The organism is Klebsiella sp. B345, assembly GCF_051131735.1.
GTDB lineage: Bacteria > Pseudomonadota > Gammaproteobacteria > Enterobacterales > Enterobacteriaceae > Klebsiella.
This window is the reverse complement of record NZ_CP180443.1, coordinates 2,138,788-2,164,596: the sequence shown is the minus strand read 5'-3', so window position 1 is coordinate 2,164,596 and position 25,809 is coordinate 2,138,788. Positions and strand designations below refer to the sequence as shown.

General features: G+C 57.4%; 23 protein-coding genes and 2 pseudogenes. 21 read left to right on the top strand and 4 right to left on the bottom strand.

What is annotated here, in order from left to right; all coding sequences use genetic code 11:
- Positions 1-391: 391 nt before the first annotated feature.
- Together metK and ACMYSO_RS10075 are read right to left on the bottom strand one after the other, a co-directional pair.
- Positions 392-1,546, bottom strand: coding sequence for a methionine adenosyltransferase (gene metK, locus ACMYSO_RS10080; protein WP_041147193.1), 1,155 nt, complete (start codon positions 1,544-1,546; stop codon positions 392-394).
- Positions 1,547-1,704: 158 nt separating this feature from the next.
- The gene (locus tag ACMYSO_RS10075; protein ID WP_434670377.1) at positions 1,705-1,872 is read right to left on the bottom strand and encodes a hypothetical protein; all 168 of its coding nucleotides are present in this window, start codon (positions 1,870-1,872) and stop codon (positions 1,705-1,707) included.
- 140 nt (positions 1,873-2,012) lie between these two features.
- Here ACMYSO_RS10075 and ACMYSO_RS10070 point away from each other — a divergent pair, with 140 nt between their 5' ends.
- The 4 genes and pseudogenes from ACMYSO_RS10070 (at position 2,013) to speB (ending at position 5,545) form a co-directional block, all read left to right on the top strand.
- A complete protein-coding gene (locus ACMYSO_RS10070) occupies positions 2,013-2,162 on the top strand; it encodes a hypothetical protein (RefSeq protein ID WP_419144743.1) in 150 nt (49 codons plus the stop codon).
- Between the two features lie 91 nt (positions 2,163-2,253).
- Positions 2,254-2,364 (top strand): annotated as a pseudogene (gene yqgB, locus ACMYSO_RS10065) (acid stress response protein YqgB); the annotation flags it as partial.
- An 88-nt stretch (positions 2,365-2,452) separates the two neighbouring features.
- The gene (speA, locus tag ACMYSO_RS10060; RefSeq protein ID WP_123756515.1) at positions 2,453-4,429 is read left to right on the top strand and encodes a biosynthetic arginine decarboxylase; all 1,977 of its coding nucleotides are present in this window, start codon (positions 2,453-2,455) and stop codon (positions 4,427-4,429) included.
- 195 nt (positions 4,430-4,624) lie between these two features.
- Complete coding sequence (speB, locus tag ACMYSO_RS10055) at positions 4,625-5,545, top strand: agmatinase (protein WP_123756516.1); 921 nt, start codon at positions 4,625-4,627, stop codon at positions 5,543-5,545.
- A 192-nt stretch (positions 5,546-5,737) separates the two neighbouring features.
- On the opposite strand, the pseudogene ACMYSO_RS10050 reads toward speB, so the two are convergent.
- Positions 5,738-6,958, bottom strand: a pseudogene (locus ACMYSO_RS10050) (MFS transporter).
- A 427-nt stretch (positions 6,959-7,385) separates the two neighbouring features.
- On the opposite strand from ACMYSO_RS10050, the gene ACMYSO_RS10045 reads away from it, so the two are divergent.
- The 14 genes from ACMYSO_RS10045 (at position 7,386) to ACMYSO_RS09980 (ending at position 20,107) form a co-directional block, all read left to right on the top strand.
- The gene (locus tag ACMYSO_RS10045) at positions 7,386-7,709 is read left to right on the top strand and encodes a Rieske (2Fe-2S) protein (protein WP_123756518.1); all 324 of its coding nucleotides are present in this window, start codon (positions 7,386-7,388) and stop codon (positions 7,707-7,709) included.
- Positions 7,706-8,014: a recombinase-like helix-turn-helix domain-containing protein gene (locus ACMYSO_RS10040; protein WP_123756519.1), complete on the top strand. Its 309-nt coding sequence runs from the start codon at positions 7,706-7,708 to the stop codon at positions 8,012-8,014. The genes ACMYSO_RS10045 and ACMYSO_RS10040 overlap by 4 nt, the downstream gene beginning before the upstream one ends.
- A 10-nt stretch (positions 8,015-8,024) precedes the next feature.
- Complete coding sequence (locus ACMYSO_RS10035; protein ID WP_434583121.1) at positions 8,025-9,047, top strand: Rieske 2Fe-2S domain-containing protein; 1,023 nt, start codon at positions 8,025-8,027, stop codon at positions 9,045-9,047.
- Positions 9,047-9,796, top strand: a complete 750-nt coding sequence (locus ACMYSO_RS10030; protein ID WP_434670376.1) for an SDR family oxidoreductase — start codon at positions 9,047-9,049, stop codon at positions 9,794-9,796. Before ACMYSO_RS10035 ends, ACMYSO_RS10030 begins: the two co-directional genes overlap by 1 nt.
- 14 nt (positions 9,797-9,810) lie before the next feature.
- A complete protein-coding gene (locus ACMYSO_RS10025) occupies positions 9,811-10,599 on the top strand; it encodes an IclR family transcriptional regulator (protein ID WP_434670375.1) in 789 nt (262 codons plus the stop codon).
- Between the two features lie 88 nt (positions 10,600-10,687).
- Complete coding sequence (locus tag ACMYSO_RS10020) at positions 10,688-11,614, top strand: VOC family protein (protein ID WP_174510430.1); 927 nt, start codon at positions 10,688-10,690, stop codon at positions 11,612-11,614.
- Positions 11,611-12,807, top strand: coding sequence for an NAD(P)/FAD-dependent oxidoreductase (locus ACMYSO_RS10015; RefSeq protein ID WP_434670373.1), 1,197 nt, complete (start codon positions 11,611-11,613; stop codon positions 12,805-12,807). The genes ACMYSO_RS10020 and ACMYSO_RS10015 overlap by 4 nt, the downstream gene beginning before the upstream one ends.
- 26 nt (positions 12,808-12,833) lie before the next feature.
- Complete coding sequence (locus ACMYSO_RS10010; RefSeq protein ID WP_434670372.1) at positions 12,834-14,090, top strand: MFS transporter; 1,257 nt, start codon at positions 12,834-12,836, stop codon at positions 14,088-14,090.
- Positions 14,091-14,100: 10 nt separating this feature from the next.
- Entirely contained in the window at positions 14,101-14,631 is a 531-nt protein-coding gene (locus tag ACMYSO_RS10005; protein ID WP_123756526.1) for a cupin domain-containing protein, read from the top strand.
- 9 nt (positions 14,632-14,640) lie between these two features.
- Positions 14,641-15,411: an alpha/beta fold hydrolase gene (locus tag ACMYSO_RS10000; RefSeq protein ID WP_434670371.1), complete on the top strand. Its 771-nt coding sequence runs from the start codon at positions 14,641-14,643 to the stop codon at positions 15,409-15,411.
- A complete protein-coding gene (locus tag ACMYSO_RS09995) occupies positions 15,395-16,189 on the top strand; it encodes an SDR family oxidoreductase (protein ID WP_434670370.1) in 795 nt (264 codons plus the stop codon). The genes ACMYSO_RS10000 and ACMYSO_RS09995 overlap by 17 nt, the downstream gene beginning before the upstream one ends.
- Before the next feature lie 13 nt (positions 16,190-16,202).
- A complete protein-coding gene (locus tag ACMYSO_RS09990; RefSeq protein ID WP_434583130.1) occupies positions 16,203-16,973 on the top strand; it encodes an aspartate dehydrogenase in 771 nt (256 codons plus the stop codon).
- 9 nt (positions 16,974-16,982) lie between these two features.
- Positions 16,983-18,452: an aldehyde dehydrogenase gene (locus ACMYSO_RS09985; RefSeq protein WP_434670369.1), complete on the top strand. Its 1,470-nt coding sequence runs from the start codon at positions 16,983-16,985 to the stop codon at positions 18,450-18,452.
- 14 nt (positions 18,453-18,466) lie between these two features.
- Positions 18,467-20,107, top strand: coding sequence for a thiamine pyrophosphate-binding protein (locus ACMYSO_RS09980; RefSeq protein WP_434670368.1), 1,641 nt, complete (start codon positions 18,467-18,469; stop codon positions 20,105-20,107).
- 53 nt (positions 20,108-20,160) lie between these two features.
- Here the strand turns inward: ACMYSO_RS09980 and ACMYSO_RS09975 are convergent, their stop codons facing one another.
- The gene (locus ACMYSO_RS09975) at positions 20,161-20,919 is read right to left on the bottom strand and encodes a M48 family metallopeptidase (protein ID WP_434670367.1); all 759 of its coding nucleotides are present in this window, start codon (positions 20,917-20,919) and stop codon (positions 20,161-20,163) included.
- A 277-nt stretch (positions 20,920-21,196) separates the two neighbouring features.
- On the opposite strand from ACMYSO_RS09975, the gene tkt reads away from it, so the two are divergent.
- The 3 genes from tkt (at position 21,197) to pgk (ending at position 25,778) form a co-directional block, all read left to right on the top strand.
- The gene (gene tkt, locus ACMYSO_RS09970; protein ID WP_123756533.1) at positions 21,197-23,188 is read left to right on the top strand and encodes a transketolase; all 1,992 of its coding nucleotides are present in this window, start codon (positions 21,197-21,199) and stop codon (positions 23,186-23,188) included.
- A gap of 329 nt (positions 23,189-23,517) precedes the next feature.
- On the top strand, positions 23,518-24,537 hold the full coding sequence (epd, locus tag ACMYSO_RS09965; RefSeq protein WP_434670366.1) for an erythrose-4-phosphate dehydrogenase: 1,020 nt from the start codon (positions 23,518-23,520) through the stop codon (positions 24,535-24,537).
- A 77-nt stretch (positions 24,538-24,614) separates the two neighbouring features.
- Positions 24,615-25,778, top strand: coding sequence for a phosphoglycerate kinase (gene pgk, locus ACMYSO_RS09960; protein WP_434583136.1), 1,164 nt, complete (start codon positions 24,615-24,617; stop codon positions 25,776-25,778).
- Positions 25,779-25,809 lie beyond the last annotated feature (31 nt).

The following is a 25,809-nucleotide window of genomic DNA, read 5'->3' as shown; positions in this document are numbered from 1 at the left end:
TGAGTTATTGATTCTGTCGGTGGTTAGAGTAGGGGAGTCGATGGCAAAAAAATGTGATAGTAATCACGACTGTGTAAACGGTTACACTAGAGTAAAGAAATGTAATCTGTTAAATATTATTAAATTCAAATAGATATGCGATTATAAAGCTGGCTTAAAAAGCGATAATCAGACAATGCTGAAACATTATGCAACATAGTGAAAGGTTGTTTCATTAATCGATAGTCGCGGTTAAAGAGTGGCGTTTATGCTCATGTAATCGCTTTCATTTAGTGGCCAAAGGGAAATTAGCGTAGCGGCAGAAAACGGCACAGGGAGCTGGAAAGGCGAGGAAAGGGGGCAATAAAAAGGCCAGCACGAGGCTGGCCTTTTCAGTAGCAAAGCGGCGGGATTATTTCAGACCGGCAGCTTCACGCAGCAGTGCGGCTTTGTCGGTTTTTTCCCATGGGAAATGTTCGCGACCAAAGTGACCGTATGCGGCGGTTTCTTTGTAGATCGGGTGCAGCAGGTCCAGCATCTGGATCAGGCCGTATGGACGCAGGTCGAAGAATTCACGCACCAGCAGAGTCAGCTGCTCAGAGGCGATTTTCTCGGTACCGAAGGTCTCTACCATGATGGACGTTGGTTCAGCCACGCCGATGGCGTAGGAAACCTGAATCTCACAACGGTCAGCCAGGCCAGCAGCAACGATGTTTTTCGCCACATAACGGGCTGCGTATGCCGCGGAACGGTCAACTTTAGATGGATCTTTACCGGAGAACGCACCGCCGCCGTGACGAGCCATGCCGCCGTAGGTATCTACGATAATTTTACGACCGGTCAGACCGCAGTCGCCCATCGGGCCGCCGATAACAAAGCGTCCGGTTGGGTTAATGAAGAATTTGGTGGCGCTGCTCAGCCATTCGGTCGGCAGAACTGGCTTGATGATCTCTTCCATCACCGCTTCCTGCAGTGATTTCTGATCGATATCTTCGGCGTGCTGAGTCGACAGAACAACCGCGTCGATGCCGACGATTTTGCCGTCATCGTACTGGAAGGTCACCTGGCTTTTCGCATCCGGGCGCAGCCACGGCAGGGTTCCGTTTTTACGCACTTCAGCCTGACGCTGCACCAGGCGGTGCGCATAGGTGATCGGCGCTGGCATCAGCACGTCGGTTTCGTTGGTGGCATAGCCAAACATCAGGCCCTGGTCACCGGCGCCTTGTTCCAGCGGATCGGCACGGTCAACGCCCTGGTTGATGTCCGGAGACTGTTTGCCGATGGCGCTCAGTACAGCACAGGAATTGGCATCAAAGCCCATATCGGAATGCACATAGCCAATTTCACGAACCGTGTTACGGGTGATCTCTTCGATATCAACCCATGCGCTGGTGGTGATTTCACCACCCACCAGCACCATGCCAGTTTTGACATAAGTTTCACATGCGACGCGCGCTTTCGGATCCTGCTCGAGGATCGCATCTAACACTGCATCGGAGATTTGGTCAGCAATTTTGTCTGGATGCCCTTCTGATACGGACTCGGACGTAAATAGGTGTTTTGCCATGTTTTATTTTACCTGTGGAGTATTCGTGTAGCTCATACTGTTGTGTGGATTAGCTTTGGCGGATGATTCTACCAAAACTTGCAGGTAGTGACACGAGCAGTCTGAGTGTTAATCAGTATAGACGGATTAACTTCTGGATGGCTATTTTAGGTCAGATCTTAATCCCATTTCCAGCCTTTTTTGATGTGCTTCGCATTTGTGAAAAAAGGCAGGTGGCAATTTTTCCTGCCAATCATCGGCATGCGCATATTTTTATTTTGCTTTTTACCCCGCTTCTCGGTATAAAACGCCGCGCGCGGCTCATTAAAAAAGCGCACGAAAAGCATCTCGTGACGCCACTTCCAGCCGGGTTAAGCAGTCTGTATATACAGAACTCTGCGACGACGTCTTCCCACGTTGTTGTGGTATGTCTAGCTTTGGCTTGTCGCTGGCCCGTTTCGGGGCAGTGTGGAGGTGATACCAGATAATGAACCCACGTTTTTCACTTGATTCGTCGCGTCGTTCTGTCGCGCGTCAATTACCCGCAATCAGCATCTCTCTCATGCAAACCAGCCGATGTTCTTCCCGTCTCGGCGCTTCTCAGGATTCCAGGGCCGGCAGGCTATCTGAAAACTGAACAAGGGCTCTCTTGCTATCGCTATCGCAAGGGTTTTCTCGTGGTTTCTCCGGACTGTCATATAAGGTTCGGGTATGTGTTTTACTATGATATGAATAAGAAACCGGTCGCGCAGTCGCATAGCCAGCACTATCTGCTGGGGTTTAGGACTGTTCATGGGTTGTTATCGCGTCTTTGGACTGCGATAGTAGTTGACTGTTTTATACCCGTTGTCGGTCGTGCCGTCGGGCAACCTGCCTGCGCCACAACGCCGCCAGGGTATACACTTTTTAGAGAATTCGAGGTTCGCGATGTCTGACGACATGTCTTTAGTTTCGCCTTCGTCAGCAGGCGAACACGGTGTACTACGTTCCATGCAGGAGGTTGCGATGAGCTCCCAGGAAGCCAGCAAAATGCTACGTACTTACAATATTGCCTGGTGGGGTAATAACTACTACGACGTTAACGAACTGGGCCATATCAGCGTTTGCCCGGATCCTGACGTCCCGGAAGCCCGCGTCGACCTTGCTGAATTAGTCAAAGCACGCGAAGCGCAGGGGCAGCGCCTGCCGGCACTGTTCTGCTTCCCACAGATTTTGCAGCACCGCCTGCGTTCGATTAACGCCGCCTTTAAGCGCGCGCGTGAATCCTATGGCTATAACGGCGACTACTTCCTGGTTTACCCGATCAAGGTCAACCAGCATCGCCGCGTTATTGAGTCGCTGATCCACTCCGGCGAGCCGCTGGGACTGGAAGCCGGTTCCAAAGCGGAGCTAATGGCGGTACTGGCCCACGCGGGGATGACCCGTAGCGTGATCGTCTGTAACGGTTATAAAGACCGTGAATACATCCGCCTGGCGCTGGTGGGTGAAAAGATGGGCCACAAGGTCTATCTGGTCATCGAAAAAATGTCGGAAATCGCGATCGTGCTGGAAGAAGCTGCGCGCCTGAACGTCGTTCCGCGCCTGGGTGTGCGCGCACGTCTGGCATCGCAGGGTTCCGGTAAATGGCAGTCTTCCGGCGGTGAAAAATCGAAGTTCGGCCTGGCTGCTACTCAGGTATTGCAGCTGGTTGAGATTCTGCGGGCTGCGGGGCACCTGGAAAGCCTGCAGCTGCTGCACTTCCACCTCGGCTCGCAGATGGCCAACATTCGCGATATCGCCACCGGCGTGCGCGAGTCGGCTCGTTTCTACGTCGAGCTGCATAAGCTGGGCGTGAATATTCAGTGCTTTGACGTCGGCGGCGGCCTCGGCGTCGACTATGAAGGGACCCGTTCGCAGTCCGACTGCTCGGTGAACTACGGCCTGAACGAATATGCCAACAACATTATCTGGGCGATTGGCGATGCCTGTGAAGAGAACGGTCTGCCGCACCCGACGGTGATTACCGAATCCGGGCGTGCGGTGACGGCGCACCACACCGTGCTGGTCTCCAACATCATTGGTGTTGAGCGCAACGAATACACCGAAGCGACCCCGCCGGCGCAGGACGCGGCGCGTCCGCTGCAAAGCATGTGGGAAACCTGGCAGGAGATGCACGAGACCGGCAACCGTCGCTCGCTGCGTGAATGGCTGCACGACAGTCAGATGGATCTGCATGATATTCACATCGGCTACTCGTCCGGCACCTTTAACCTGCAGGAACGCGCCTGGGCAGAGCAGCTGTATCTGAACATGTGCCATGAGGTCCAGAAGCAGCTCGACCCGAGCAACCGTGCGCATCGTCCGATTATCGACGAGCTGCAGGAACGTATGGCGGATAAAATTTACGTCAACTTCTCGCTGTTCCAGTCGATGCCGGATGCCTGGGGTATCGATCAGCTGTTCCCGGTAATGCCGCTGGAAGGGCTGAACATGGTTCCTGAACGCCGTGCGGTGCTGCTGGATATCACCTGCGACTCCGATGGCGCCATTGACCACTATGTGGATGGCGACGGCATTGCCACCACCATGCCGATGCCGGAATACGATCCTGAGAACCCGCCGATGCTGGGCTTCTTCATGGTCGGTGCGTATCAGGAAATCCTCGGCAACATGCACAACCTGTTCGGTGATACCGAAGCGGTAGACGTGTTTGTGTTCCCTGACGGCAGCGTCGAAGTGGAGCTGTCTGACGAAGGGGATACCGTGGCGGATATGCTGCAATATGTGCAGCTGGATCCCAACACCCTGCTGACCCAGTTCCGCGACCAGGTGAAAAACTCCGGTCTGGACGAGGCGCTACAGGTGCAGTTCCTCGAAGAGTTCGAAGCCGGTCTTTACGGGTACACCTACCTGGAAGACGAATAATGTTTTACGGGCCCTCTCTGCTGTCAGGGGAGGGCACCCGGTCACACTACTGTGATGCCGACTTGAACCCGTACGCATTAACGGCGATAATTCGCACTAACAAGCAGTCCCCTATTCAAACCCTTCCTCGTCGGGCCTAACGACGCGGAGGGGTTTTTTTATATCTGTCATCGACGGTAAAAAGAGGTCATTCTCATGAGCACCTTAGGTCATCAATACGATAATTCCCTGGTATCTAACGCGTTTGGTTTTCTGCGTCTGCCGCTGAACTTCCAGCCGTACGACAGCAACGCCGACTGGGTGATCACCGGCGTTCCTTTTGATGCGGCAACCTCCGGTCGTGCGGGCGGACGTCACGGTCCTGCGGCGATCCGTCAGGTGTCTACCAACCTCGCCTGGGAAGGCAGCCGCTTCCCGTGGAACTTCGACATGCGTGAACGTCTGAACGTGGTTGACTGCGGCGATCTGGTTTACGCCTTTGGCGATGCGCGCGACATGAGCGAACGTTTACAGGCCCATGCGGAAAAACTGCTGGCAGCCGGTAAACGGATGCTCTCTTTCGGCGGCGACCACTTTGTCACCCTGCCGCTGCTGCGTGCTCACGCGAAGCACTTTGGCAAAATGGCGCTGGTGCACTTTGATGCACATACCGACACCTACGCTAACGGCTGTGAATTCGACCACGGCACCATGTTCTTCACCGCGCCGAAAGAAGGCCTGATCGACCCGAATCACTCGGTGCAGATCGGCATTCGTACCGAGTTCGACAAAGATAACGGCTTTACCGTGCTCGACGCTTGTCAGGTTAACGATCGTTCCGTTGACGACATCATCGCGCAGGTGAAACAGATCGTTGGCGACATGCCGGTGTATCTGACGTTTGATATTGACGCGCTGGATCCGGCGTTTGCTCCGGGAACCGGTACGCCGGTGATCGGTGGGCTGACCTCCGACCGCGCGATCAAACTGGTGCGCGGTCTGAAGGATCTGAACATCGTCGGAATGGACGTGGTGGAAGTTGCGCCGTCTTACGATCAGTCCGAGATCACTGCTCTGGCCGCGGCGACGCTGGCGCTGGAGATGCTGTACATTCAGGCGGCGAAAAAAGGCGAATAAGCCTATCCCCGTCATACTTCAAGTTGCATGTGCGTTGGCAATACTCGGCCCATCCTTGGGCCTCGCCCTACGGGCGCTGCGAGCAGCGTTCAAATTCGTTCCTGACGAATTTGTCCTCGCTCACCCCAGTCACTTACTTGAGTAAGCTCCTGGGGATTCTCTGCGTCGCCGCCTTCCTGCAACTCGAATTATTTAGGGTATAGATGCGTTTACTGCTGCTGCGCGACGCATGCGCAGCAGCAATATCCCTCCGGCAAGCAGCGTTATCACCTGCGAGGCCACCAGCACCGAAAAACCTGAGCTCACCGATCCTACCGACTTCATCACCATCCCCATCAGCAGCGGAATAAACGCCGCACAGAGATTACCAATCCCATTAATAATGCCATAGGCACTGCCCACCGCCTGTGGCGATGCATGATGCTGGACCACCGCCGGGATCGCCGCGCCCTGCAGTCCCCAGAAGATGTTGGCCGACAGCATAAACAGCGCCAGCATGGCCGGCTGCTGGCTGAGCATCAGCGCCAGCACCGATCCGGCGGTGAGAAAGCCGCCAACCACAAACAGCAGCGGCGCCTGCTCCGGGCGCATCTTATCGAGCAGCACACCACCGAGAAATTTCGAACCGAGGCTGAGCAAAAAAGGGATCGCGGCCAGAAATCCGGTTGCCTGAAGGGAGAAGTGATGCTCATCGCGCAGCCAGGCTGGCAGCCAGGCGCTGCTGCCCCACAGGTAGCTGAGGGTGGCTATCTAGACCAGCAGGATCCAGCCGAGCAGCGGCGTACGCCATGCCAACAGAAAGGTCTGGCGAAAACCGGGGCTGGCGGCGTTCGCTCGGGCTACCGGGGCAGGTAAAAAACGCCATACCACGCCGCCACCGAGCACCAGGTTCAGTAGCGCCAGGCTGTAAAACGATCCCGTCCATCCCTGGTGTTCCACCAAAAAGGTGATCAGCGGGAAGCCCAGTGCCAGCCCCAAAGAGACGCCCAGAGCGGTGACGGCATTCGGTTTGCCGATGGCCTCGGCGGCAAAGTTATCGCTGATAAAGCGCGTTTTAAGTGAAAACAGCGGGCCTTCCGCTATCCCGAGGATCAGCCGGGCGATCAACATCCCCATCAGCGAACCCAGCAGCGGCGAGATGGCGCAAACCAGCGCCCACAGGACAATACTGCCTAATAACCCCTGGCGGTAATTAAGTTTACTTTCTATCACCGGTGTTAATAACAATGCTGAAAATCCATAACCCAGCAGAAAGCCGGTCATCAGCATTCCTTGTAACATTCTGTTATCATTTAACTGAAAGTGGGCGGCAAAATCAGGATTGAGAATCATCACCGAGATATTTACCCGGTCCACGTAAGAAATGATTATTAGCACCAGAAGTGCGATTGTTCCCTGCCATCTTGCGGTCATTATTATTCTTCTCTCTTGATCAACGATAAGCGATATGGTTATTTTAAATCTCAGTGATAGTTACGTGATGAAAGTGATTCATAGGTGAAACTCATTGTTTTAATTAAATAAATAATTGATTTGTTTCACCGGTGAAACTTTGTCACTCGCCCTATTTATTATTTTTAATGGTCATTTTGAAAATAAGTCAATCATCATTTTCGAAAATATCATCAACCGATTAAATTATTTGTACCTGCCGCTTTAAATATCACAATTTCATATTACAGCGATTTTTCGTGATCAATTGCACACTTAGCTCATTAAATAGCGTTTAGTTAACAAATCCTTCACATTGCCGCTTGACGAAATGTTGAACGCTTTTATATTGACCGTATTAAATAAGAAACAGAGTTTCATATATGAAACAAGGGCCTGGAGGATCGTGATGAGCTGGATAGGCGTATGTGACGCAGAGCAAGTACAGGAAGATTTCCCTTTTAGCGGCAACATCGACGGTAAAGAGATCGGTATTTATCTGATTGAGGGTGAGTACTACGCGCTGGAGGACGTCTGTCCCCATGCCTATGCGCTGTTAAGCCAGGGTTTTGTGGAAGATGGCAAGGTCGAATGCCCGCTGCATGAAGCGGTATTCGACGTCAAAACCGGCCAGTGTCTGCATGGTCCGGGGGGCCGTAACCTCAATCGTTACCCGGTGCGGGTATTCGACAATCAGATCCAGATTACGTTTATCGAGGAGAGTGTGGCATGAGCGAAACCCTGAACTTCAACCCGGCGCTGCCGGAAAGCCGCCAGTTTACGCCGCCCGCAGAAGGCGGGAACGGCAACATTCATAAGCCGGGCGACTATCACAACCTTATCTGGCAAACCCGCAGCCGCGTCCCGGAAAACTGGGAGCTGCAGCTTATCGCCACCCTCGAAACGCTGTTCGAGCAGGGCGCTGAAAGCCTGAGCCAGCTGGTCAATGGGCTGAACGCGCTGAAAATGCACGACCAGCAGGGTGAACCCTGGAGCGAGGCTAGCTTCCAGGCCTTTTTACAGGTCAACGGATACTGAGGATACGGCGATGACGACAACGGTACAGAACTATCTCGATAAAGGGTTACGCGGCCTGTGGTATCCGGTGCTGGCAAGCTGGGAAGTGCAATCCGCTCCGGTGGGGATTACCCGTCTTGGCGAACAAATTGTGGTGTGGCGTAACAAAGATGGTCAGCTGCAGGCGCTGGAAGACCGCTGCCCACATCGTGGCGCCCGCCTGTCGATGGGCTGGAACCTCGGCGATCGAATTGCCTGCTGGTATCACGGTGTCGAAGTGGCCGGCAACGGCGAAGTGAAAGATGTGCCGGCAGTCGATAAGTGTCCGCTGGTGGGTCAGCAGTGCGTACGCAGCTACAACGTCCAGGAAGCGCACGGGGCGATATTCCTGTGGTTTGGCGCCACCGCCGACCAGCAGCCCGAAGAACTGAGCTTCCCACAGGAGCTGGCCGACAGCGATAAGTACAGTAACTTCCTCTGTACCGCGGCCTGGAAATGCAACTATCAGTACGCGCTGGAAAACGTGATGGACCCGATGCACGGCACCTATCTGCACTCCTCATCGCACTCGATGGCGGAAGGTGAACGCAAAGCCGAGATGGTGCTCCAGCCAACGAAAACCGGTTTTATCTTTGAGAAGAAAGGCCAAAGCGGCGTCAACTTTGACTGGGTAGAGCTGGGTAACAGCGGCGCCTACTGGATGCGCCTGTCGATCCCATACAAAAAGCGCTTTGGGCCGGGGGGACACTTCTGGATCGTCGGCATGGTGGTGCCGGAAGATAATGACAACTGCCGGGTCTTTTTCTGGCGTATTCGCGGCGTGCAGGGCTGGCAGCGCGATCTGTGGCGCTTTATGTACCGCAACCGCCTGGAAAAACTGCACTGGGAAGTACTGGAACAGGATCGCGTGGTGCTCGAGAGCCTGGCGCCGAACGCCCGCGATCACGAATACCTCTATCAGCATGATGTCGGTCTTTCCCGCCTGCGCCGGATGATGCAAAAAGCGGCGAAAGAGCAGTTGGCCGCCCGTGAAGCGCCACAGGGAGCCGCCTGATGAATGGCCTGTTAACCGGCAAGCGCATTGTGGTTACCGGCGCGGCGCGTGGACTGGGTTTTCATTTTGCTCAGGCCTGCGCCGAACAGGGGGCTGAGGTCGTGATGTGCGACATCCTGCAGGGCGAGCTGGCGGAAAGCGCCCATCGTCTGCGCGAGCAGGGCTACCGTATCGAATCGCAGACCATCGATCTGGCCGATGCCCTGGCAATTACGCAGGCATTTCAGGCGATCGGCGAGCGGGGAAAGATCGACGGTCTGGTGAATAACGCGGCGATGGCCACCGGCGTCGGCGGCAAAGATATGATCGACTACGATCCCGATCTGTGGGATCGGGTGATGTCGGTGAACGTCAAAGGCACCTGGCTGGTGACCCGGGCGGCGGTGCCGCTGCTGCGGGAAGGTGCGGGGATCGTAAATGTCGCCTCCGACACCGCGCTGTGGGGCGCGCCACGGTTGATGGCCTACGTTGCCAGCAAAGGCGCGGTGATTGCCATGACCCGTTCGATGGCTCGTGAGCTGGGCGAAAAGCGCATTCGTATCAACGCGATTGCCCCAGGGCTGACCCGGGTTGAAGCCACGGAATATGTCCCGGCAGAACGCCATCAGCTCTATGAAAACGGGCGCGCCCTGAGCGGCGCCCAGCAGCCAGAAGATGTTACCGGCAGCGTGGTGTGGTTGTTGAGCGACCTGTCGCGGTTTGTCACCGGGCAGCTGATTCCGGTCAACGGTGGATTTGTTTTTAACTAATGAGGCGAAGCGGTATGGAAAACGATCAGGAAGTGAAATACCTGGTGCCGGGACTGGAGCGGGGATTACAGCTGCTGCTGGCATTTGGCGAACAACATCGCGATCTGACCTTTGCCGAGCTGCATCGGCTGGTGGATATGCCGAAAGCGACCGCCTATCGCGTGGTGCAGACGCTGGAGTACATGGGGTTTCTGGAACGCAACTCGCGCACCAATACCTTCTCGCTGGGGATGAATGTCCTGCGCCTTGGTTTTGAATATATTGCTTCGCTGGACGTGGCGCAGGTCGGCCAGCCGGTGATTGAGCAGCTGCGTGATACCAGTCAATGCAGCAGCCACCTGGCGATCCGCGACGGACGAGACATCATTTATATCGCCCGCGTCAGCGCCGCCGGTTCGCGTATCAATCAGGTGAGCATCGGCACCCGTCTGCCGGTTCATTGCACCTCGCTTGGCCGCATGCTACTGACCGATATCTCACGTCATGACTTTGAACAGTTGTTTCCTGACGAGCGCCTGCCGGGCAACGTGCCGGGGCAAATTCATGACCGCGAAGCGCTATGGCAGATGGTGCAGCAGGACAAAGCGCGCGGCTACGTGATTGGCGAATCCTTCTATCGTCACGGTATCTCCTCCATCGTCTACCCGGTCTACGATCGCAGCGGGCGGGTGGCGGCGGTGGTCAGTATCCTGGTGCCGTCGGATGAGGTCCCGCAAAGCGATCGCGAACGGCTGCAAAACGACGTCAGCATGGCGGCGGACAAAATCTCTGGATTTTTAGGGCACCTGTCACAGGCCAGCTAAATCAATTGTTTAACGGCAGGCGCTTGAATGCGTCGGGCATGTTTTACGCCCAAACCAGGGCGACTGAACGGTAAAGAGGCAACGAACGATGAGTGTAACCGGAATTGAAAAGCTGGAATTTGGCGTTGATGACCTGACCCACAGCGCCAAATTTATGCGTGATTTTGGCCTGAAGGGCGATGCCAGCGGCCAGCGTTTTACCACCCTGAGCGGCGCGCGGGTAGAACTCAACCCGATTGATAGCCCGGACCTGCCTGCGGCTTTTGAAGCAGGCAACACCTTGCGCCGGATGACCTGGGCGGTGGCGGATCGGGCGGCGTTGGATGCACTGCGACCAAAGCTGGCGCAGCAGCCGGCGTTTCGTGAGGTTGACGGCGCCCTCGAGTGCCAGGATCCGAACGGCATGACGCTGCGCGTGCAGGTCACGCAACAAACCGCGGTGGAGCTCAACGTCGAGGCGATCAACCAGTGGGGCGATATCCGCCGCATTGACACTCCCAGCCCAGTCTACGATCGCGCACAGCCGATCAACGTCGGCCATGTGGTGTTCTTTGTTGAAGAGCTGGCGGCGGTTGAGAGCTTCTATCGTGACGTGCTGGGGTTCCAGGTCTCAGACCGCTATATCAACCGTGCGGTATTCCTGCGCTGCGGCGCACGCGGCGGTCATCACAACCTCTTTTTATTACAGCTTCCTAACCGCAAGCGTGGCCTGAACCATGTGGCCTTTACCGTGCGCGATATTCACGAAGTGATCGGCGGCGGCATTGCGATGAACAAAAACGCGTGGAGCACCTTTATTGGTCCAGGCCGTCACCCGGTCTCTTCTGCCTATTTCTGGTACGTCAACAGCCCGACCGGCGGGGCGTTTGAGTACTACACCAACGATGATTTCCTGACGGAGAAGTGGCAGCCGCGCGAACTTGAACACTCGCTGGTCTCCTTTACCGAATGGGCGGTTGAAGGGGGAATCGATCACGATACCCGCCGTCAGCAGAAAAAGCCGGAGGCGGTATGACCGCGCGGATCGTGATTATCGGCGGCGGCCAGGCGGGCGGCTGGGCGGCAAAAACCCTGCGTGATGAAGGCTTTGACGGCGAGATTTGCGTGGTGGCCGAAGAGGCGTGGGATTTCTACGAGCGCCCGCCGCTGTCAAAAGCGGCGTTGCTGGAGGCCGACGCGCCGCTGCCGCGACTGTTCAGTGAAGAGGCGCAGCAGGCGCTGAATCTCAGCTGGTACCGCCCGCTGCGCGCCGACGCCATCGACCGTGAAGACAAGACGGTGCGCCTGAGCAACGGAGAATCGCTGGGCTACGACACGCTGCTGATCGCCACCGGCGGCCGGGCGCGTCTGCCGGGTGACGCCTGGGAGCAGCATCCTCAGGTGTACACCTTGCGCCACTGGCAGGATGCCCAGCGCCTGAAGCAACGGCTGGCTAGCACCTCGCGGCTGGCGATTGTCGGCGGCGGCTGGATAGGGCTGGAGATTGCCGCATCGGCACGGAAAAGCGGCGTGGCGGTGACCCTGTTTGAACAGCAACCGTTGCTGTGTATGCGCTCGGTAAGCGCGGATGTATCGCAGGAGCTTGAGCGCCTTCATCGCGAGCAGGGCGTTGACATTCGAAGCGGCTGCGGGGCGCTGGAGCTGGAAGATGACCGCGGTCTTCCGGTGATCCACTGCGACGGACAACGTGAAACCTTTGATGCGGTGGTGGTGGGGATCGGCGTGGATCTTAACCTCGAGCTGGCGCAGAAGGCGGGACTGACGGTGGATCGCGGGATCGTCGTCAACGCGCAGGGGCAAACGTCCGATCCGGCGATCTTCGCGGCCGGCGACGTCGCCCGGCACCACCAGTACGGCATATGTATTCAGTCGTGGGCCTTCGCGCAGAATCAGGCTGTGGCCACTGCCAAAGCGATGATCGATCCGCAGGCGGCCGGTTACGACGACGCGCCGTGGCTGTGGTCGGATCAATACGCCTGCAATATTCAGATCCTCGGTATCCCGCAGCCCGGCTGCCGGACGGTGGTACGCCGGGAACCGCGAGGACCGCTGTTCTTCTCGCTTGATGCCAACGGTCGCCTGACTCAGTTGGTGGCGTTTAACGACGCGCGCACCGTCAAGCTGGCAAAACGCTGGATGGCTGCGGGGCGGGATCTGTCCGCCGTACCGCTCGATGACCTGACCTTTTCGCTGATGTCGCTGCGATAAGACACGCGCACCCTTAAGGGGGAGAGATGACCACATTAGAGACAAACGCCGCGCCGGTTGAGGCAAGCGGTGAGGGCGTCTGCACGCCTGAAAAAGCCGTCCGCTGGGCAATTCCGTTGTCGCTGCTGGCCTGCGTGCTGCTGGCATTCTTCGACAAAATCAGCATCGCCGCGCTGTTTTCCGATAGCCATTTCCAGCAGGCGATGGGGATGGAGTTTGACACCACGCGGCTCGGCATCCTGATGAGCGCCTTTTTGCTGAGCTACGGCTTTTCCTCGGTGCTGCTCAGCGGCCTGGGCGACCGTATTGCGCCGCTGCGTCTGCTGACCGGCATGATGGTGGTGTGGTGCATCTTAATGGTGATGATGGGCTTTACGCATAACTACACCGCCATGGTCACGCTGCGCATCCTGCTGGGGATCGCCGAAGGGCCGTTATTCCCGCTGGCGTTCGCCGTTGTTCGCCATTCTTTCCCGCAGCGGCTACAGGCGAGGGCCACGATGCTGTGGCTGCTCGGCACGCCGATCGGGGCGGCGATTGGTTTTCCGCTCTCTATTTGGCTGCTGAACACTTTTGGCTGGCAGAGCACCTTCTTCGTGATGGCGATGCTGACGCTGCCGGTGCTGATCTTTGTGCGCATTGGTCTGCGTGGGGTTCAGCTGGAGAGCAAAACGACCACGGAGAAAGTGTCGCAGGAGGCCCGGCGCGCCGCCCGCCGCGAGCTGTTCGTCAGCCCGCACTTCTGGATGATTTGCGTCTTTAACATCGCCTTCCTGGCCTATCTGTGGGGCATTAACGGCTGGTTGCCAGGCTATCTGGTTAAAGGCAAGGGTATTCATCTGGAGCATGCCGGCTGGCTGTCGTCGATGCCGTTTATCGCCATGCTGCTGGGCGAAGTGATTGGCGCCTGGCTCTCCGATCGTCTCGATAAACGTGCTGCCGCCTGCTTTATTTCGCTAGCCGGGGCGGCGGTTGGTCTGGCAGCGGTGATGCATTCCCACACCCCGCTGACGGTAATTGCGGCTATGAGTTTTAGCACCTTTATGTGGGGCACCGGCGCTCCCAACATTTTCGCCCTGCTGGCTAAGGCGACCCATCCGCGGGTCAGCGCCACCGCCGGGGGCATTTTCAACGGGCTGGGAAACTTTGCCGGTGCCTTGTCGCCGGCGGTGATGGGGGCGCTCATCGCCTTCACTCACAGCATGGATTCCGGATTGATTTTTCTGGCGGTGATGGCGGCGGTGGGCTGCGTCCTGTTACTGCCGCTGCTGAGACGTTACTGAGGATAAAACGATGACTGATTCAACCGTAACTGCAAAACAGGGTATCAAACCTGAACATCTGACGATGGAAGAGTGGGTGGAGTCGCGTATCGCGCGCTTTGAGGGGCGGAAATACGACTGGAACGCGTTGAAGTTCCAGGCCGATTTTGACCCGAAATATCGCCGTGCCCAGATGCGCTATATCGGCACCGGCGCCACCGGCGTCGCCAATGATACCAATACCGTCGCGGCAGAGAACTTCACCTTCTCCACCATGGTGCTGCCCGCGAAATGTGAAGGGCCGCTGCACCTGCACGACGACGTGGAGGAGGTGTTCTTCATGCTCAAAGGGCAGATCACGCTGATGATTCAGGATGGCGATAGCTATACCGAAACCGTACTGCGCGAGCGCGACCTGATTTCCGTCCCGGCGGGGATCTATCGTGGGCTGTTTAACCACGGTGAAGAGGAGGCGCTGATGTGCGTAATGCTGGGGACGAAGAAGCCGAATATCCCGACCTACCCGGAAGATCATCCGCTGTCGAAAGTGAAGCGTAATTAAGGAGGCGCTATGACGGGTTTTCGTGAACAGGGGCAGGGCACGCCATTGATGTTGTTGCACGGCATCAGTTCCGGCGCGGCCTCCTGGCATAAACAGATGGCGCTGTCCGGCTACCGCGTGCTGGCCTGGGATATGCCCGGTTATGGCGAAAGCCCGATGCTGCCGGTTGAGCGGGCCGATGCCGGCGATTATGCCGACGCGCTGGCACAGCTGCTGGACCGCGTCGGCATTGCGCAGACGGTGCTGGTGGGGCACTCCCTCGGCGCGCTGGTAGCCAGCGCCTTTGCGGCGAAGTATCCGCAACGCGTGCGGTATCTGGTGTTAGCCGATGCTGCACAAGGCTACGGTCAGGCAGAGACGCAACAACGGGAAAAGGTCTGGCACAGCCGCCAGCAGCTTATCGCCCAGGGCGCAGAGGTCATCGCGGCCACCCGGGCTGCGAAGCTGCTGCACCCCGGCGCCAGGGCGAGCGATATCGCCACCGTGGCCGCCGGCATGCGCACGCTGCGTAGCGAAGGCTACCTTGCGGCGGCGTGGATGCTGGCGCACGACAATATTCACCGCTGGCTTGGCGACTATCGCGGCCGGTTTGAAGTGTGGTGCGGCGAACAGGACGCGATCACTCAGCCCGAACTGGTTCAGGGGCTGGCGCTGCGCTACGGCATGTCGTACACCGCCATCCCGCAGGCGGGACATGCCAGCTATCTCGATAATGAAACCTTTTTTAATCAACAGCTTTTACGAGTAGGGGAAGAGGTGCGCGATGAATGCACAAATTGAAGGACGTGTTGCGGTCGTCACCGGAGGCTCGTCAGGGATCGGCTTTGAAACGCTGCGTCTGCTGCTGGGAGAAGGGGCGAATGTCGCCTTCTGCGGCCGCAATCCTGACCGCCTCGCCAGCGCCCATGCGGCGCTGCAAAACGAATATCCCGGCGCAGAGGTGTTCTCTTACTGCTGCGACGTGCTTAAAGAAGAAGAGGTTCAGGCGTTTGCCGCTGCGGTGGCTAAGCGCTTTGGCGGAACGGATATGTTGATCAACAACGCCGGGCAGGGCTATGTGGCACATTTTGCCGATACCCCGCGTGAGGCGTGGCTGCACGAAGCCGAGCTGAAACTGTTTGGCGTCATTAACCCGGTGAACGCCTTCCTGCCGCAGCTGGAGCAATCGGATATCGCCTCGATTACCTGCGTCAACTCGCTGCTGGCGCTGCAGCCGGAAGAGCACATGATTGCCACCTCCGCCGCTCGCGCGGCGCTGCTCAATATGACCCTGACGCTCTCAAAAGACCTGGTGGGAAAAGGGATCCGTGTGAACTCGATTTTGCTGGGCATGGTGGAGTCCGGGCAGTGGCAGCGGCGTTTTGAAAACCGCGCCGATAAGTGCCAGAGCTGGCCCGAGTGGACGGCGGATATCGCCCGTCAACGGGGGATCCCAATGGCGCGTCTCGGCAAGCCGCAGGAACCCGCGCAGGCGCTGTTGTTCCTGGCCTCGCCGCTGGCGTCGTTTACCACTGGTGCTGCGCTGGATGTCTCCGGCGGTTTTTGCCGCCACCTGTAATGAAGGAGTCATCATGAAAAAAATCATGCTCATTGGTTACGGTGCGATGGCGCAGGCGGTGATTGCCCGTCTGCCGGCAGAAGTGACGTTAGGCTGGATTGTCGCCCGTGAACCGCACCATGCGGCGATCCGCGCCCGCTTCGGCGCTGCGGTGACGGTGCTCGATGACCCGCAGGACTGTACCGAAACCCCGGACCTGGTGCTGGAGTGCGCCAGCCAGCAGGCGGTTGCGCAATTTGGCGAAGCGATTCTGGCACGCGGCTGGCACCTGGCGGTGATTTCCACCGGCGCTCTCGCTGATAGCGCTCTGGAGCAGCGTTTGCAGCAGGCGGGCGGGCGCCTCAGCCTGTTGTCCGGTGCGGTGGCGGGTATCGACGGGCTGGCGGCGGCGAAAGAGGGGGGCCTGGAGCGGGTGACCTATCAATCGCGCAAAAGCCCGGCCAGCTGGCGGGGCAGCTATGCAGAAATGCTGATTGACCTGAATGCGGTCAACGAAGCGACCATTTTTTTCGAGGGCAGCGCCCGTGAAGCGGCCCGCCTGTTTCCGGCGAATGCCAACGTCGCGGCCACCGTGGCGCTGGGCGGCATCGGGATGGATGACACCCGCGTGCAGCTGATGGTTGACCCGGTTACGCAACGCAATACCCATACGCTACATGTTGAAGGGCTGTTCGGCGAATTTCGCCTCGAACTGAGCGGTTTACCGCTTGCCGATAACCCCAAAACATCCACCCTGGCGGCACTGAGCGCGGTCCGCGCCTGCCGCGAACTGGCGCAACGCTGAGAGGCTGCGATGGATGACTTAACGATTTTTATCGGCGGCCACTGGCGCCACGGTACCGGCAATCTGATGCACAGCTACTTTCCGGCCGACGGTTCGGTGAATGCCAGCCTGCATGCGGCCAGCCTCGAAGATCTCGACGAGGCGATCGCCTGTGCCGATCGCGCCTGGCAGGATCCGGCCTGGCGCAACATGCTGGCGCACCAGCGGGCAAAGATCCTGCATAAGGTGGCGGATCTGATCGAATCACGTGTGGATGGGTTGGCGCAGATGCAAAGTCGCGATAACGGCAAACCGCTGGCGGAAACGCGGGGACTGGTGATGAGCGCGGCGGGATGCGCCCGATATTTTGCCGCCGCCTGCGAACTGCTGGAAGGGGAACTGCCGACGCCGCGGCACAACGATCTGCTGACCCTGAGCCGTTACGAGCCGCTGGGCGTGGTGGCGGCGATCACGCCGTGGAACTCGCCGATCGCCAGCGAGATGCAAAAAGTGGCCCCGGCTATTGCTGCCGGTAACGCGGTGATCCTCAAACCGGCGGAGGCTACGCCGCTGATGGCGCTGGAGCTGGCGCGGATCTTCGAACAGGCCGGCCTGCCCGCCGGACTGCTGAGCGTCCTGCCGGGGAAAGGCTCGGTGATTGGCGACGCGCTGGCCCGCCATCCGCGAGTACGCAAGATTTCGTTTACCGGCGGTACCCGTACCGGGCGTCATCTGGCGCACGTGGCGGCAGACAAGCTGATCCCGGCATCGCTGGAACTGGGCGGGAAGTCGCCCACCATCGTGCTGGAAGATGCCGATATTGACCAGGCGGCGCGCGGCATCTGTTACGGCATTTTCAGCTCTGGCGGCCAGGCCTGCATCGCCGGTTCACGGCTGTTTGTTGATGAAAAAGTCTACCCGCAGCTGATGACGCGCCTGCTGGAGCTGACGCGTGGGCTGCGGATCGGCCATCCGTTTAATGCAGATACCCACGTCGGACCGCTGATTAATCAACCGCATCGCGACAGCGTGCTGGCCTACGTCGAACTGGCGAAACGCGAAGGCGGTCGGGTGCTGTGCGGCGGCGAGATCCCGGCGGATCCGGCACTGGCGGCGGGCAGCTACTTCCAGCCGACGATCGTCGAAGGGCTGAACAACAGCGCGCGCGTGTGCCAGGAAGAGATCTTCGGTCCGGTGCTGATCGCGATGCCGTTTAGCGATGAAGAGCAGCTGATCCGCGAGGCCAATGATTCGGTCTATGGCCTGGCGGCAGGGATCTGGACCCGGGACAGCGGGCGCGCTCTGCGTTTAAGCGATCGCCTGGATGCCGGGACGGTGTGGATCAACACCTACAAAGTTTTCTCCATTTCGACCCCGTTTGGGGGCTTTAAAGAGAGCGGCCTGGGCCGCGAAAAAGGCATTCAGGGGCTGAAAGCCTGGATGCAACAAAAGAGCATTTATCTGGCGACGGGTAATAGCGTGAATCACTGGTGCGATTGAGAGAAGGGTGAGCAATGAGCGAAATGATAACCGTCGGCGAAGCCATCGCCAGAACGCTGGAGCAGTATAACGTTGAGGCTGTTTACGGCGTCATCTCTATTCATAACCTGCCGGTGGCCGATGCGATTGGCCAACGCGGCAAGATCCGCTTTGTCCCGGCGCGCGGCGAAGCCGGCTCGGTCACCATGGCGGATGCCCACGGTCGTTTCTCCGGCCTTGGGGTCGCGCTGACCAGTACCGGCGCCGGAGCGGGCAATGCGGTTGGCGCGCTGGTTGAGGCGATGAACGCCTGTACGCCGCTGCTGCATCTGACCGGCCAGGTAGAGAAAACCTGGCTGGATGCGGATACCGGTTTTATCCACGAAACCCGCGATCAGCTGACCTTCCTGAAGGCCAGCTCTAAACGCGCGTATCGTATCAGTAACGCCAACCAGGCCATTGCGATTTTGCATAAGGCCATCCAGGAGGCGCAGACACCACCGTGCGGCCCGGTTTCGGTCGAGATCCCGATTGATATTCAGGGCGCGAAAATACCGCAGTCGCTGGTGACCGCGCCGCTGAGCGCCGCGCCGGTGGCGTCCGTTGATCCGGCCACGGTAGATGCCCTGTGGGCGCAGCTGAAGCAGGCTAAACAGCCGTTGCTGTGGCTGGGCGGCGGTGCCATCGCCAGCGGTGAAGCGGTAAAGGCGCTGGCGGATGCGGGGATCACCGTGATTTCCAGCACCCACGGGCGCGGTATCCTGCCGGACAGCCATCGTGCCAGCCTGCGCGCGTTCCATAACTCGCCTTCCGTTGAGGCGCTGATGGCGCAATGTGATTTTACCCTGGTGGCGGGCTCGCGCTTGCGCAGCAACGAAACTCGCTCCTGGACGCTGGAGCTGCCGTCTCCGCGGGTACAGATTGATATCGACCCGGCGGCGGCCAGCCGTAACTATCTGATGGATAACACCGTGACGGCCGACTGCAGCGTGATGCTGAGCGCGCTGGCGGCAAAAGCGCGGGGGCGTGAGTGGGGCAGTGCGCAGTGGGATGGGCAAATAAAAGCGGCACTGGTTCTGGCAGAGCAGGGGCTACGCGAGCAGTGCGGCGCCTATGCACAACTGAACGATGCTATTGCGCAGGCGTTGCCTGACGACGGTATTCTGGTTCGCGACATTACCGTTTCCGGCAGCCTGTGGGGCAGTCGTCTGTTCCGCGCCCTTGGCCCGATGATGAATGTGCATTCGCTGGCCGGGGCCATTGGGATGGGGCTGCCGATGGCTATCGGGACCGCTATCGCCAACCCGCAGCGTAAGATTGTCGGCCTGGTGGGCGATGGTGGCCTGAGCCTGAACCTGGGCGAGCTGGCGACACTGGCGCAGGAAAAAGCCAACGTGACCTTGATTATCATGAACGATGGCGGCTATGGCGTGATGCGCGGTATTCAGGACAAATATTTCGGCGGCCGCCAGTATTACAACGAGCTGCATACGCCGGACTTCACGCTGCTGGCGCAGGCCATCGGTCTGCAGGCGTGGAGCGTTGAGCGGGCGGAGGATTTCCGCGCGGTGATGACCGAAGCGCTGGCGATGCCGGGGCCGTCGGTGGTTGAGGTCAGAATGGGCAGCATTGGCGCGCTGCGTTTTGCAGGGCCGCCGCAGAAGTCGCTGTACTAAGTCGTCGACTAAGTTATGTCCCCCTCGCGGTGTCGCCGCGAGGGGGACAGGGCTTATTTAATACCGTCCGCCTTCATACGATCGCGGATATGCTGAGCTCGTTCTTCGGAGGCCGGGTGATCGTCAAACATTGAGCTTTGACGACCGGCCTCCAGTTTGGCCAGCTTCTCGAAGCTGGTGGCCAGCCCCGTCGGGTTAATGCCACGTTTACGCAGCAGATCGTAGGAGTAGTCATCGGCTTCTGACTCCTGACGCTGGGAGAACTGCGAGTTCACCAGTTTTTCGCCGAGATCGCCGAGCTGAGATTGTGACAGGCTGCCAACGACACCGCCGGCAGACGCGGCAGCGGCGCGAACGGCGTTGGTGCCGAGAGCGACCTGCATACCTTTCTTCACGTGGCCGAGGGCGACGTGGCCCATTTCATGGCCGATCACGGCTTCGACTTCGTTATCGTTCATGATATCCATCAGGCCGCTATACACGCGGATACAGCCGTTAGCCATAGCAAAGGCGTTAACATCTTTGGTTTCATAGACTTTGTAATTCACCGGCTGGCCGTTGATGTTGTCACCCAGCGCCGCGGCGATTTTACTCAGGCGCTGGCTGTACTGACTGCTGGCGGGAGAAATAGTAGCTTTCGCATCCATCTCTTTGCAGGCCTGATCGCTTAAGGCTTTTACCTGGGCATCGCTCAGCGAATAAGCCTGAAAAGCTTCTGCGCCGGAGCTGAGAAGAGCGTTGGAGTCCATGTTCTGACATCCGCTAAGGGTTGCGGCAATCCCAAGGGCAAGAATAGTTGAGCGAATTTTCATTTTTATCTTCCACAATCGTTCGATGATCTGTCTGCAAATGACGACGATAAGCCAGTCGCATCCTGCACAAATTATAAAGACTATTGCGCAACAGTGGTGAGAGGATTCCGGGGCAGCACAACGTGTTCCGGAGATTTCTTAAACCACAAAAGGATGCTCCATGTACATGCTTTGTCGCTTGGGTTACATTGTTGTCACTTTTTTCTGGCATAGCCCAAAATGCGCTCTCGTCAAGCCGTTAAGGGTATGACCTTCAACAGTCCGAACTGGAGTCAAAATGTCCTCACGTAAAGAGCTTGCTAACGCTATTCGTGCGCTGAGCATGGATGCTGTACAGAAAGCCAAATCCGGCCACCCGGGTGCCCCGATGGGTATGGCTGACATTGCCGAAGTCCTGTGGCGTGATTTCCTGAACCATAACCCACAGAATCCGTCCTGGGCCGATCGTGACCGCTTTGTGCTGTCCAATGGCCATGGCTCCATGCTGATCTACAGCCTGTTGCACCTCACCGGTTACGACCTGCCGATCGAAGAGCTGAAAAACTTCCGTCAGCTGCACTCTAAAACCCCGGGTCACCCGGAAGTGGGCTACACCGCGGGTGTAGAAACCACCACCGGTCCGCTGGGCCAGGGTATTGCTAACGCCGTAGGTATGGCTATCGCAGAAAAAACGCTGGCGGCGCAGTTCAACCGTCCGGGCCACGACATCGTTGACCACTTCACCTACGCCTTTATGGGCGACGGCTGCATGATGGAAGGGATCTCTCACGAGGTTTGCTCCCTGGCCGGTACCCTGAAACTGGGTAAACTGGTGGCGTTCTATGACGACAACGGTATCTCCATCGACGGTCACGTTGAAGGCTGGTTCACTGATGATACTGCCAAACGCTTTGAAGCCTACGGCTGGCACGTTGTGCGTGGCGTAGACGGTCACGATGCCGATGCCATCAAACGCGCAGTAGAAGAAGCGCGTGCGGTCACTGACAAACCGTCCCTGCTGATGTGCAAAACCATCATCGGTTTCGGTTCCCCGAACAAAGCCGGTACTCACGACTCCCACGGCGCACCGCTGGGCGACGCAGAAATTGCGCTGACCCGTGACGCGCTGGGCTGGCATCACCCGGCCTTCGAAATCCCGTCTGACATCTATGCGCAGTGGGATGCGAAAGAAGCCGGCCAGGCTAAAGAAGCCTCCTGGAATGAGAAGTTCGCAGCTTATGCGAAAGCCTTCCCGCAGGAAGCGGCTGAATTCACCCGTCGTATGAAAGGTGACATGCCGTCTGACTTCGATGCGAAAGCTAATGAATTCATCGCTAAACTGCAGGCTAATCCGTCCAAGATTGCCAGCCGTAAAGCGTCTCAGAATGCGATCGAAGCGTTCGGCCCGCTGTTGCCAGAGTTCCTCGGCGGCTCCGCTGACCTGGCGCCATCTAACCTGACTATCTGGTCTGGTTCGAAAGCGATTAACGAAGATACCGCCGGTAACTACATCCATTACGGTGTGCGCGAGTTCGGTATGACCGCAATCGCTAACGGTATCTCCCTGCACGGCGGTTTCCTGCCGTACACCTCGACCTTCCTGATGTTCGTCGAATATGCCCGTAACGCGGTGCGTATGGCGGCATTGATGAAGCAGCGTCAGGTGATGGTTTACACCCACGACTCTATCGGTCTGGGCGAAGATGGCCCGACTCACCAGCCGGTTGAGCAGGTTGCTTCCCTGCGCGTGACGCCGAACATGTCCACATGGCGTCCGTGTGACCAGGTTGAATCTGCGGTAGCGTGGAAATACGGTGTAGAGCGTCATGATGGCCCGACCGCGCTGATTCTGTCTCGTCAGAACCTGGCGCAGCAGGATCGTACCGAGCAGCAGCTGAAAGACATCGCTCGCGGTGGCTACGTGCTGAAAGATTGCGCAGGTCAGCCTGAGCTTATCTTCATTGCGACCGGTTCGGAAGTTGAGCTGGCGGTTGCCGCCTGGGACAAACTGACTGCTGAAGGCGTGAAAGCGCGCGTGGTTTCCATGCCGTCCACCGACGCATTCGACAAGCAGGATGCGGCTTACCGTGAATCCGTGCTGCCGAAAGCTGTTTCTGCGCGCGTGGCCATTGAAGCCGGTATCGCTGACTACTGGTTCAAATACGTCGGCCTGAACGGCGCTATCGTCGGTATGACCACCTTCGGTGAGTCTGCGCCGGCAGAGCTGCTGTTCGAAGAGTTTGGCTTCACCGTGGAAAACGTGGTCGCTAAAGCGAAAGCGCTGCTGTAGTCGTCCGGCTCCCGGTTATCCGGGGTCTAACGTCAGAAAAAACCGGGAATTTTCCCGGTTTTTTTTATTTTCGTTATTCCCAAAAGCCGTCTGAGAATGGCATATTATTCCAACAAAAATGTGACGAATGTCAGATAACTCACTTCTTCCACTGGACAGCCATTCCTTTTATTCCTTGTTTCGCTTATTCTAGCTGAAGCGTTTCAGTCGTATAAATGTTCGACAATTAATCAATCAGTCGCAGTTTGCGACGGGTAAGGTTTCCCTTAAGGCGCGGCTGGATTACTCTGTCAGCCATCTCAAATCAGGGACAACCTTGCAGGAGACCTATGACCATACGCATCGCGATTAATGGCTTCGGTCGCATAGGACGCAACGTGGTTCGCGCGTTATACGAATCCGGGCGTCGTGCGGAAATTACCGTGGTGGCTATCAACGAACTGGCGGACGCCGCAGGCATCGCGCATTTGTTGAAATATGACACCAGCCATGGGCGCTTTGCCTGGGATGTTCGCCAGGAGCGAGAGCAGCTGTTTGTCGGCGATGATGCCATCCGCCTGCTGCACGAACCTTCAATTACGGCGCTGCCCTGGCAGGAACTGGCGGTTGATATCGTTCTGGATTGTACCGGCGTGTATGGCAGCCGTGAACATGGCGAAGCCCATCTTCAGGCTGGGGCAAAGAAAGTGCTCTTTTCCCATCCCGGTGCCAGCGATCTCGACGCGACCGTGGTATTTGGCGTGAACCACGAAGAGCTACGTGCCGAGCACCGTATTGTCTCTAACGCCTCCTGCACCACCAACTGCATTATCCCGGTCATAAAGCTGTTAGATGATGCCTACGGCATAGAGTCAGGAACGGTAACGACAATTCACTCCGCGATGCACGATCAGCAGGTGATCGATGCTTATCATCCGGACCTGCGGCGTACGCGTGCGGCGAGCCAGTCAATCATTCCGGTTGATACCAAATTGTCCGCGGGGATTACGCGAATTTTCCCGCAGTTTAATGACCGTTTTGAGGCGATTGCGGTCCGCGTTCCGACGATTAATGTGACGGCGATCGACCTGAGCGTCACGGTGAGAAATCCCGTAAAAGCCAGTGAAGTCAACCAGTTGTTGCAAAAAGCAGCACAAGGTGCATTTCATGGTATAGTTGACTATACGGAATTGCCGTTGGTCTCGATAGATTTTAACCACGACCCGCACAGCGCCATCGTTGATGGCACGCAAACCCGGGTGAGTGGTGCCCATCTGATCAAAACACTGGTCTGGTGCGATAATGAATGGGGCTTTGCTAACCGGATGCTCGACACGACGTTAGCGATGGCCGTTATTGGTTTCAGGTGAGACATCCCTGCGCAAAATCGTTCGCGATAGCGCGTATGGCGTCTGCAAAACTTTAAGAATCATTGAGAGGATTCACCATGTCTGTAATTAAGATGACCGATCTGGATCTGGCTGGTAAACGCGTTTTCATCCGTGCCGATCTGAACGTACCAGTTAAAGACGGGAAAGTAACCAGCGACGCGCGTATCCGTGCTTCTCTGCCGACCATTGAGCTGGCTCTGAAACAGGGTGCTAAAGTGATGGTCACTTCTCACCTGGGTCGTCCGACCGAAGGCGAGTACAACGAAGAATTCTCTCTGCTGCCGGTTGTTAATTACCTGAAAGACAAACTGTCTAACCCGGTACGTCTGGTTAAAGATTACCTGGATGGCGTTGAAGTTGCCGCGGGTGAACTGGTGGTTCTGGAAAACGTTCGCTTTAACAAAGGCGAGAAGAAAGACGACGAAGCACTGTCCAAAAAATACGCGGCACTGTGTGACGTGTTCGTGATGGATGCATTCGGTACTGCACACCGTGCGCAGGCGTCTACCCACGGTATCGGTAAATTCGCCGACGTCGCTTGTGCAGGCCCGCTGCTGGCTGCTGAGCTTGATGCGCTGGGTAAAGCCCTGAAAGAACCTGCTCGTCCGATGGTTGCTATCGTTGGTGGTTCTAAAGTTTCTACCAAACTGACCGTGCTGGACTCTCTGTCCAAAATCGCTGACCAGCTGATCGTTGGCGGCGGTATCGCTAACACCTTCGTTGCAGCCCAGGGCCACAACGTCGGTAAATCCCTGTATGAAGCAGACCTGGTTGATGAAGCTAAGCGCCTGCTGACCACCTGTGATATCCCGGTCCCGACAGACGTTCGCGTGGCAACTGAGTTCTCCGAAACCGCCACCGCAACCCTGAAATCTGTTAACGACATCAAAGATGAAGAGCAGATTCTGGACCTGGGCGACGTTTCTGCACAGAAACTGGCTGATATCCTGAAAAACGCTAAAACTATTCTGTGGAATGGTCCGGTTGGCGTATTCGAATTCCCGAACTTCCGTAAAGGTACCGAAATCGTGGCTAACGCGATTGCTGACAGCGAAGGTTTCTCCATCGCAGGCGGCGGCGACACCCTGGCAGCGATCGACCTGTTCGGTATTTCGGACAAAATCTCCTACATCTCCACCGGCGGCGGCGCATTCCTCGAATTCGTGGAAGGCAAAGTACTGCCAGCTGTAGCGATGCTTGAAGAGCGCGCTAAGAAGTAAGTTTGATCAGGCGGGACATTCCCGCCTGTTT

What these genes read in the sequence shown, in the direction of transcription:
- ACMYSO_RS10025 (WP_434670375.1), top strand. Translation starts at nt 9,811, where the DNA reads ATGGAAAACGATCAGGAAGTGAAATACCTGGTGCCGGGACTGGAGCGG.
- ACMYSO_RS10020 (WP_174510430.1), top strand. Translation starts at nt 10,688, where the DNA reads ATGAGTGTAACCGGAATTGAAAAGCTGGAATTTGGCGTTGATGACCTG.
- ACMYSO_RS09990 (WP_434583130.1), top strand. Translation starts at nt 16,203, where the DNA reads ATGAAAAAAATCATGCTCATTGGTTACGGTGCGATGGCGCAGGCGGTG.
- tkt (WP_123756533.1), top strand. Translation starts at nt 21,197, where the DNA reads ATGTCCTCACGTAAAGAGCTTGCTAACGCTATTCGTGCGCTGAGCATG.
- metK (WP_041147193.1), bottom strand. Translation starts at nt 1,546, where the DNA reads ATGGCAAAACACCTATTTACGTCCGAGTCCGTATCAGAAGGGCATCCA.
- speA (WP_123756515.1), top strand. Translation starts at nt 2,453, where the DNA reads ATGTCTGACGACATGTCTTTAGTTTCGCCTTCGTCAGCAGGCGAACAC.
- ACMYSO_RS10075 (WP_434670377.1), bottom strand. Translation starts at nt 1,872, where the DNA reads ATGCTTTTCGTGCGCTTTTTTAATGAGCCGCGCGCGGCGTTTTATACC.
- ACMYSO_RS09995 (WP_434670370.1), top strand. Translation starts at nt 15,395, where the DNA reads ATGAATGCACAAATTGAAGGACGTGTTGCGGTCGTCACCGGAGGCTCG.
- ACMYSO_RS09980 (WP_434670368.1), top strand. Translation starts at nt 18,467, where the DNA reads ATGAGCGAAATGATAACCGTCGGCGAAGCCATCGCCAGAACGCTGGAG.
- ACMYSO_RS10015 (WP_434670373.1), top strand. Translation starts at nt 11,611, where the DNA reads ATGACCGCGCGGATCGTGATTATCGGCGGCGGCCAGGCGGGCGGCTGG.
- speB (WP_123756516.1), top strand. Translation starts at nt 4,625, where the DNA reads ATGAGCACCTTAGGTCATCAATACGATAATTCCCTGGTATCTAACGCG.
- ACMYSO_RS10035 (WP_434583121.1), top strand. Translation starts at nt 8,025, where the DNA reads ATGACGACAACGGTACAGAACTATCTCGATAAAGGGTTACGCGGCCTG.
- ACMYSO_RS09985 (WP_434670369.1), top strand. Translation starts at nt 16,983, where the DNA reads ATGGATGACTTAACGATTTTTATCGGCGGCCACTGGCGCCACGGTACC.
- ACMYSO_RS10030 (WP_434670376.1), top strand. Translation starts at nt 9,047, where the DNA reads ATGAATGGCCTGTTAACCGGCAAGCGCATTGTGGTTACCGGCGCGGCG.
- pgk (WP_434583136.1), top strand. Translation starts at nt 24,615, where the DNA reads ATGTCTGTAATTAAGATGACCGATCTGGATCTGGCTGGTAAACGCGTT.
- ACMYSO_RS10000 (WP_434670371.1), top strand. Translation starts at nt 14,641, where the DNA reads ATGACGGGTTTTCGTGAACAGGGGCAGGGCACGCCATTGATGTTGTTG.
- ACMYSO_RS10070 (WP_419144743.1), top strand. Translation starts at nt 2,013, where the DNA reads ATGAACCCACGTTTTTCACTTGATTCGTCGCGTCGTTCTGTCGCGCGT.
- ACMYSO_RS10010 (WP_434670372.1), top strand. Translation starts at nt 12,834, where the DNA reads ATGACCACATTAGAGACAAACGCCGCGCCGGTTGAGGCAAGCGGTGAG.
- ACMYSO_RS09975 (WP_434670367.1), bottom strand. Translation starts at nt 20,919, where the DNA reads ATGAAAATTCGCTCAACTATTCTTGCCCTTGGGATTGCCGCAACCCTT.
- epd (WP_434670366.1), top strand. Translation starts at nt 23,518, where the DNA reads ATGACCATACGCATCGCGATTAATGGCTTCGGTCGCATAGGACGCAAC.
- ACMYSO_RS10005 (WP_123756526.1), top strand. Translation starts at nt 14,101, where the DNA reads ATGACTGATTCAACCGTAACTGCAAAACAGGGTATCAAACCTGAACAT.
- ACMYSO_RS10040 (WP_123756519.1), top strand. Translation starts at nt 7,706, where the DNA reads ATGAGCGAAACCCTGAACTTCAACCCGGCGCTGCCGGAAAGCCGCCAG.
- ACMYSO_RS10045 (WP_123756518.1), top strand. Translation starts at nt 7,386, where the DNA reads ATGAGCTGGATAGGCGTATGTGACGCAGAGCAAGTACAGGAAGATTTC.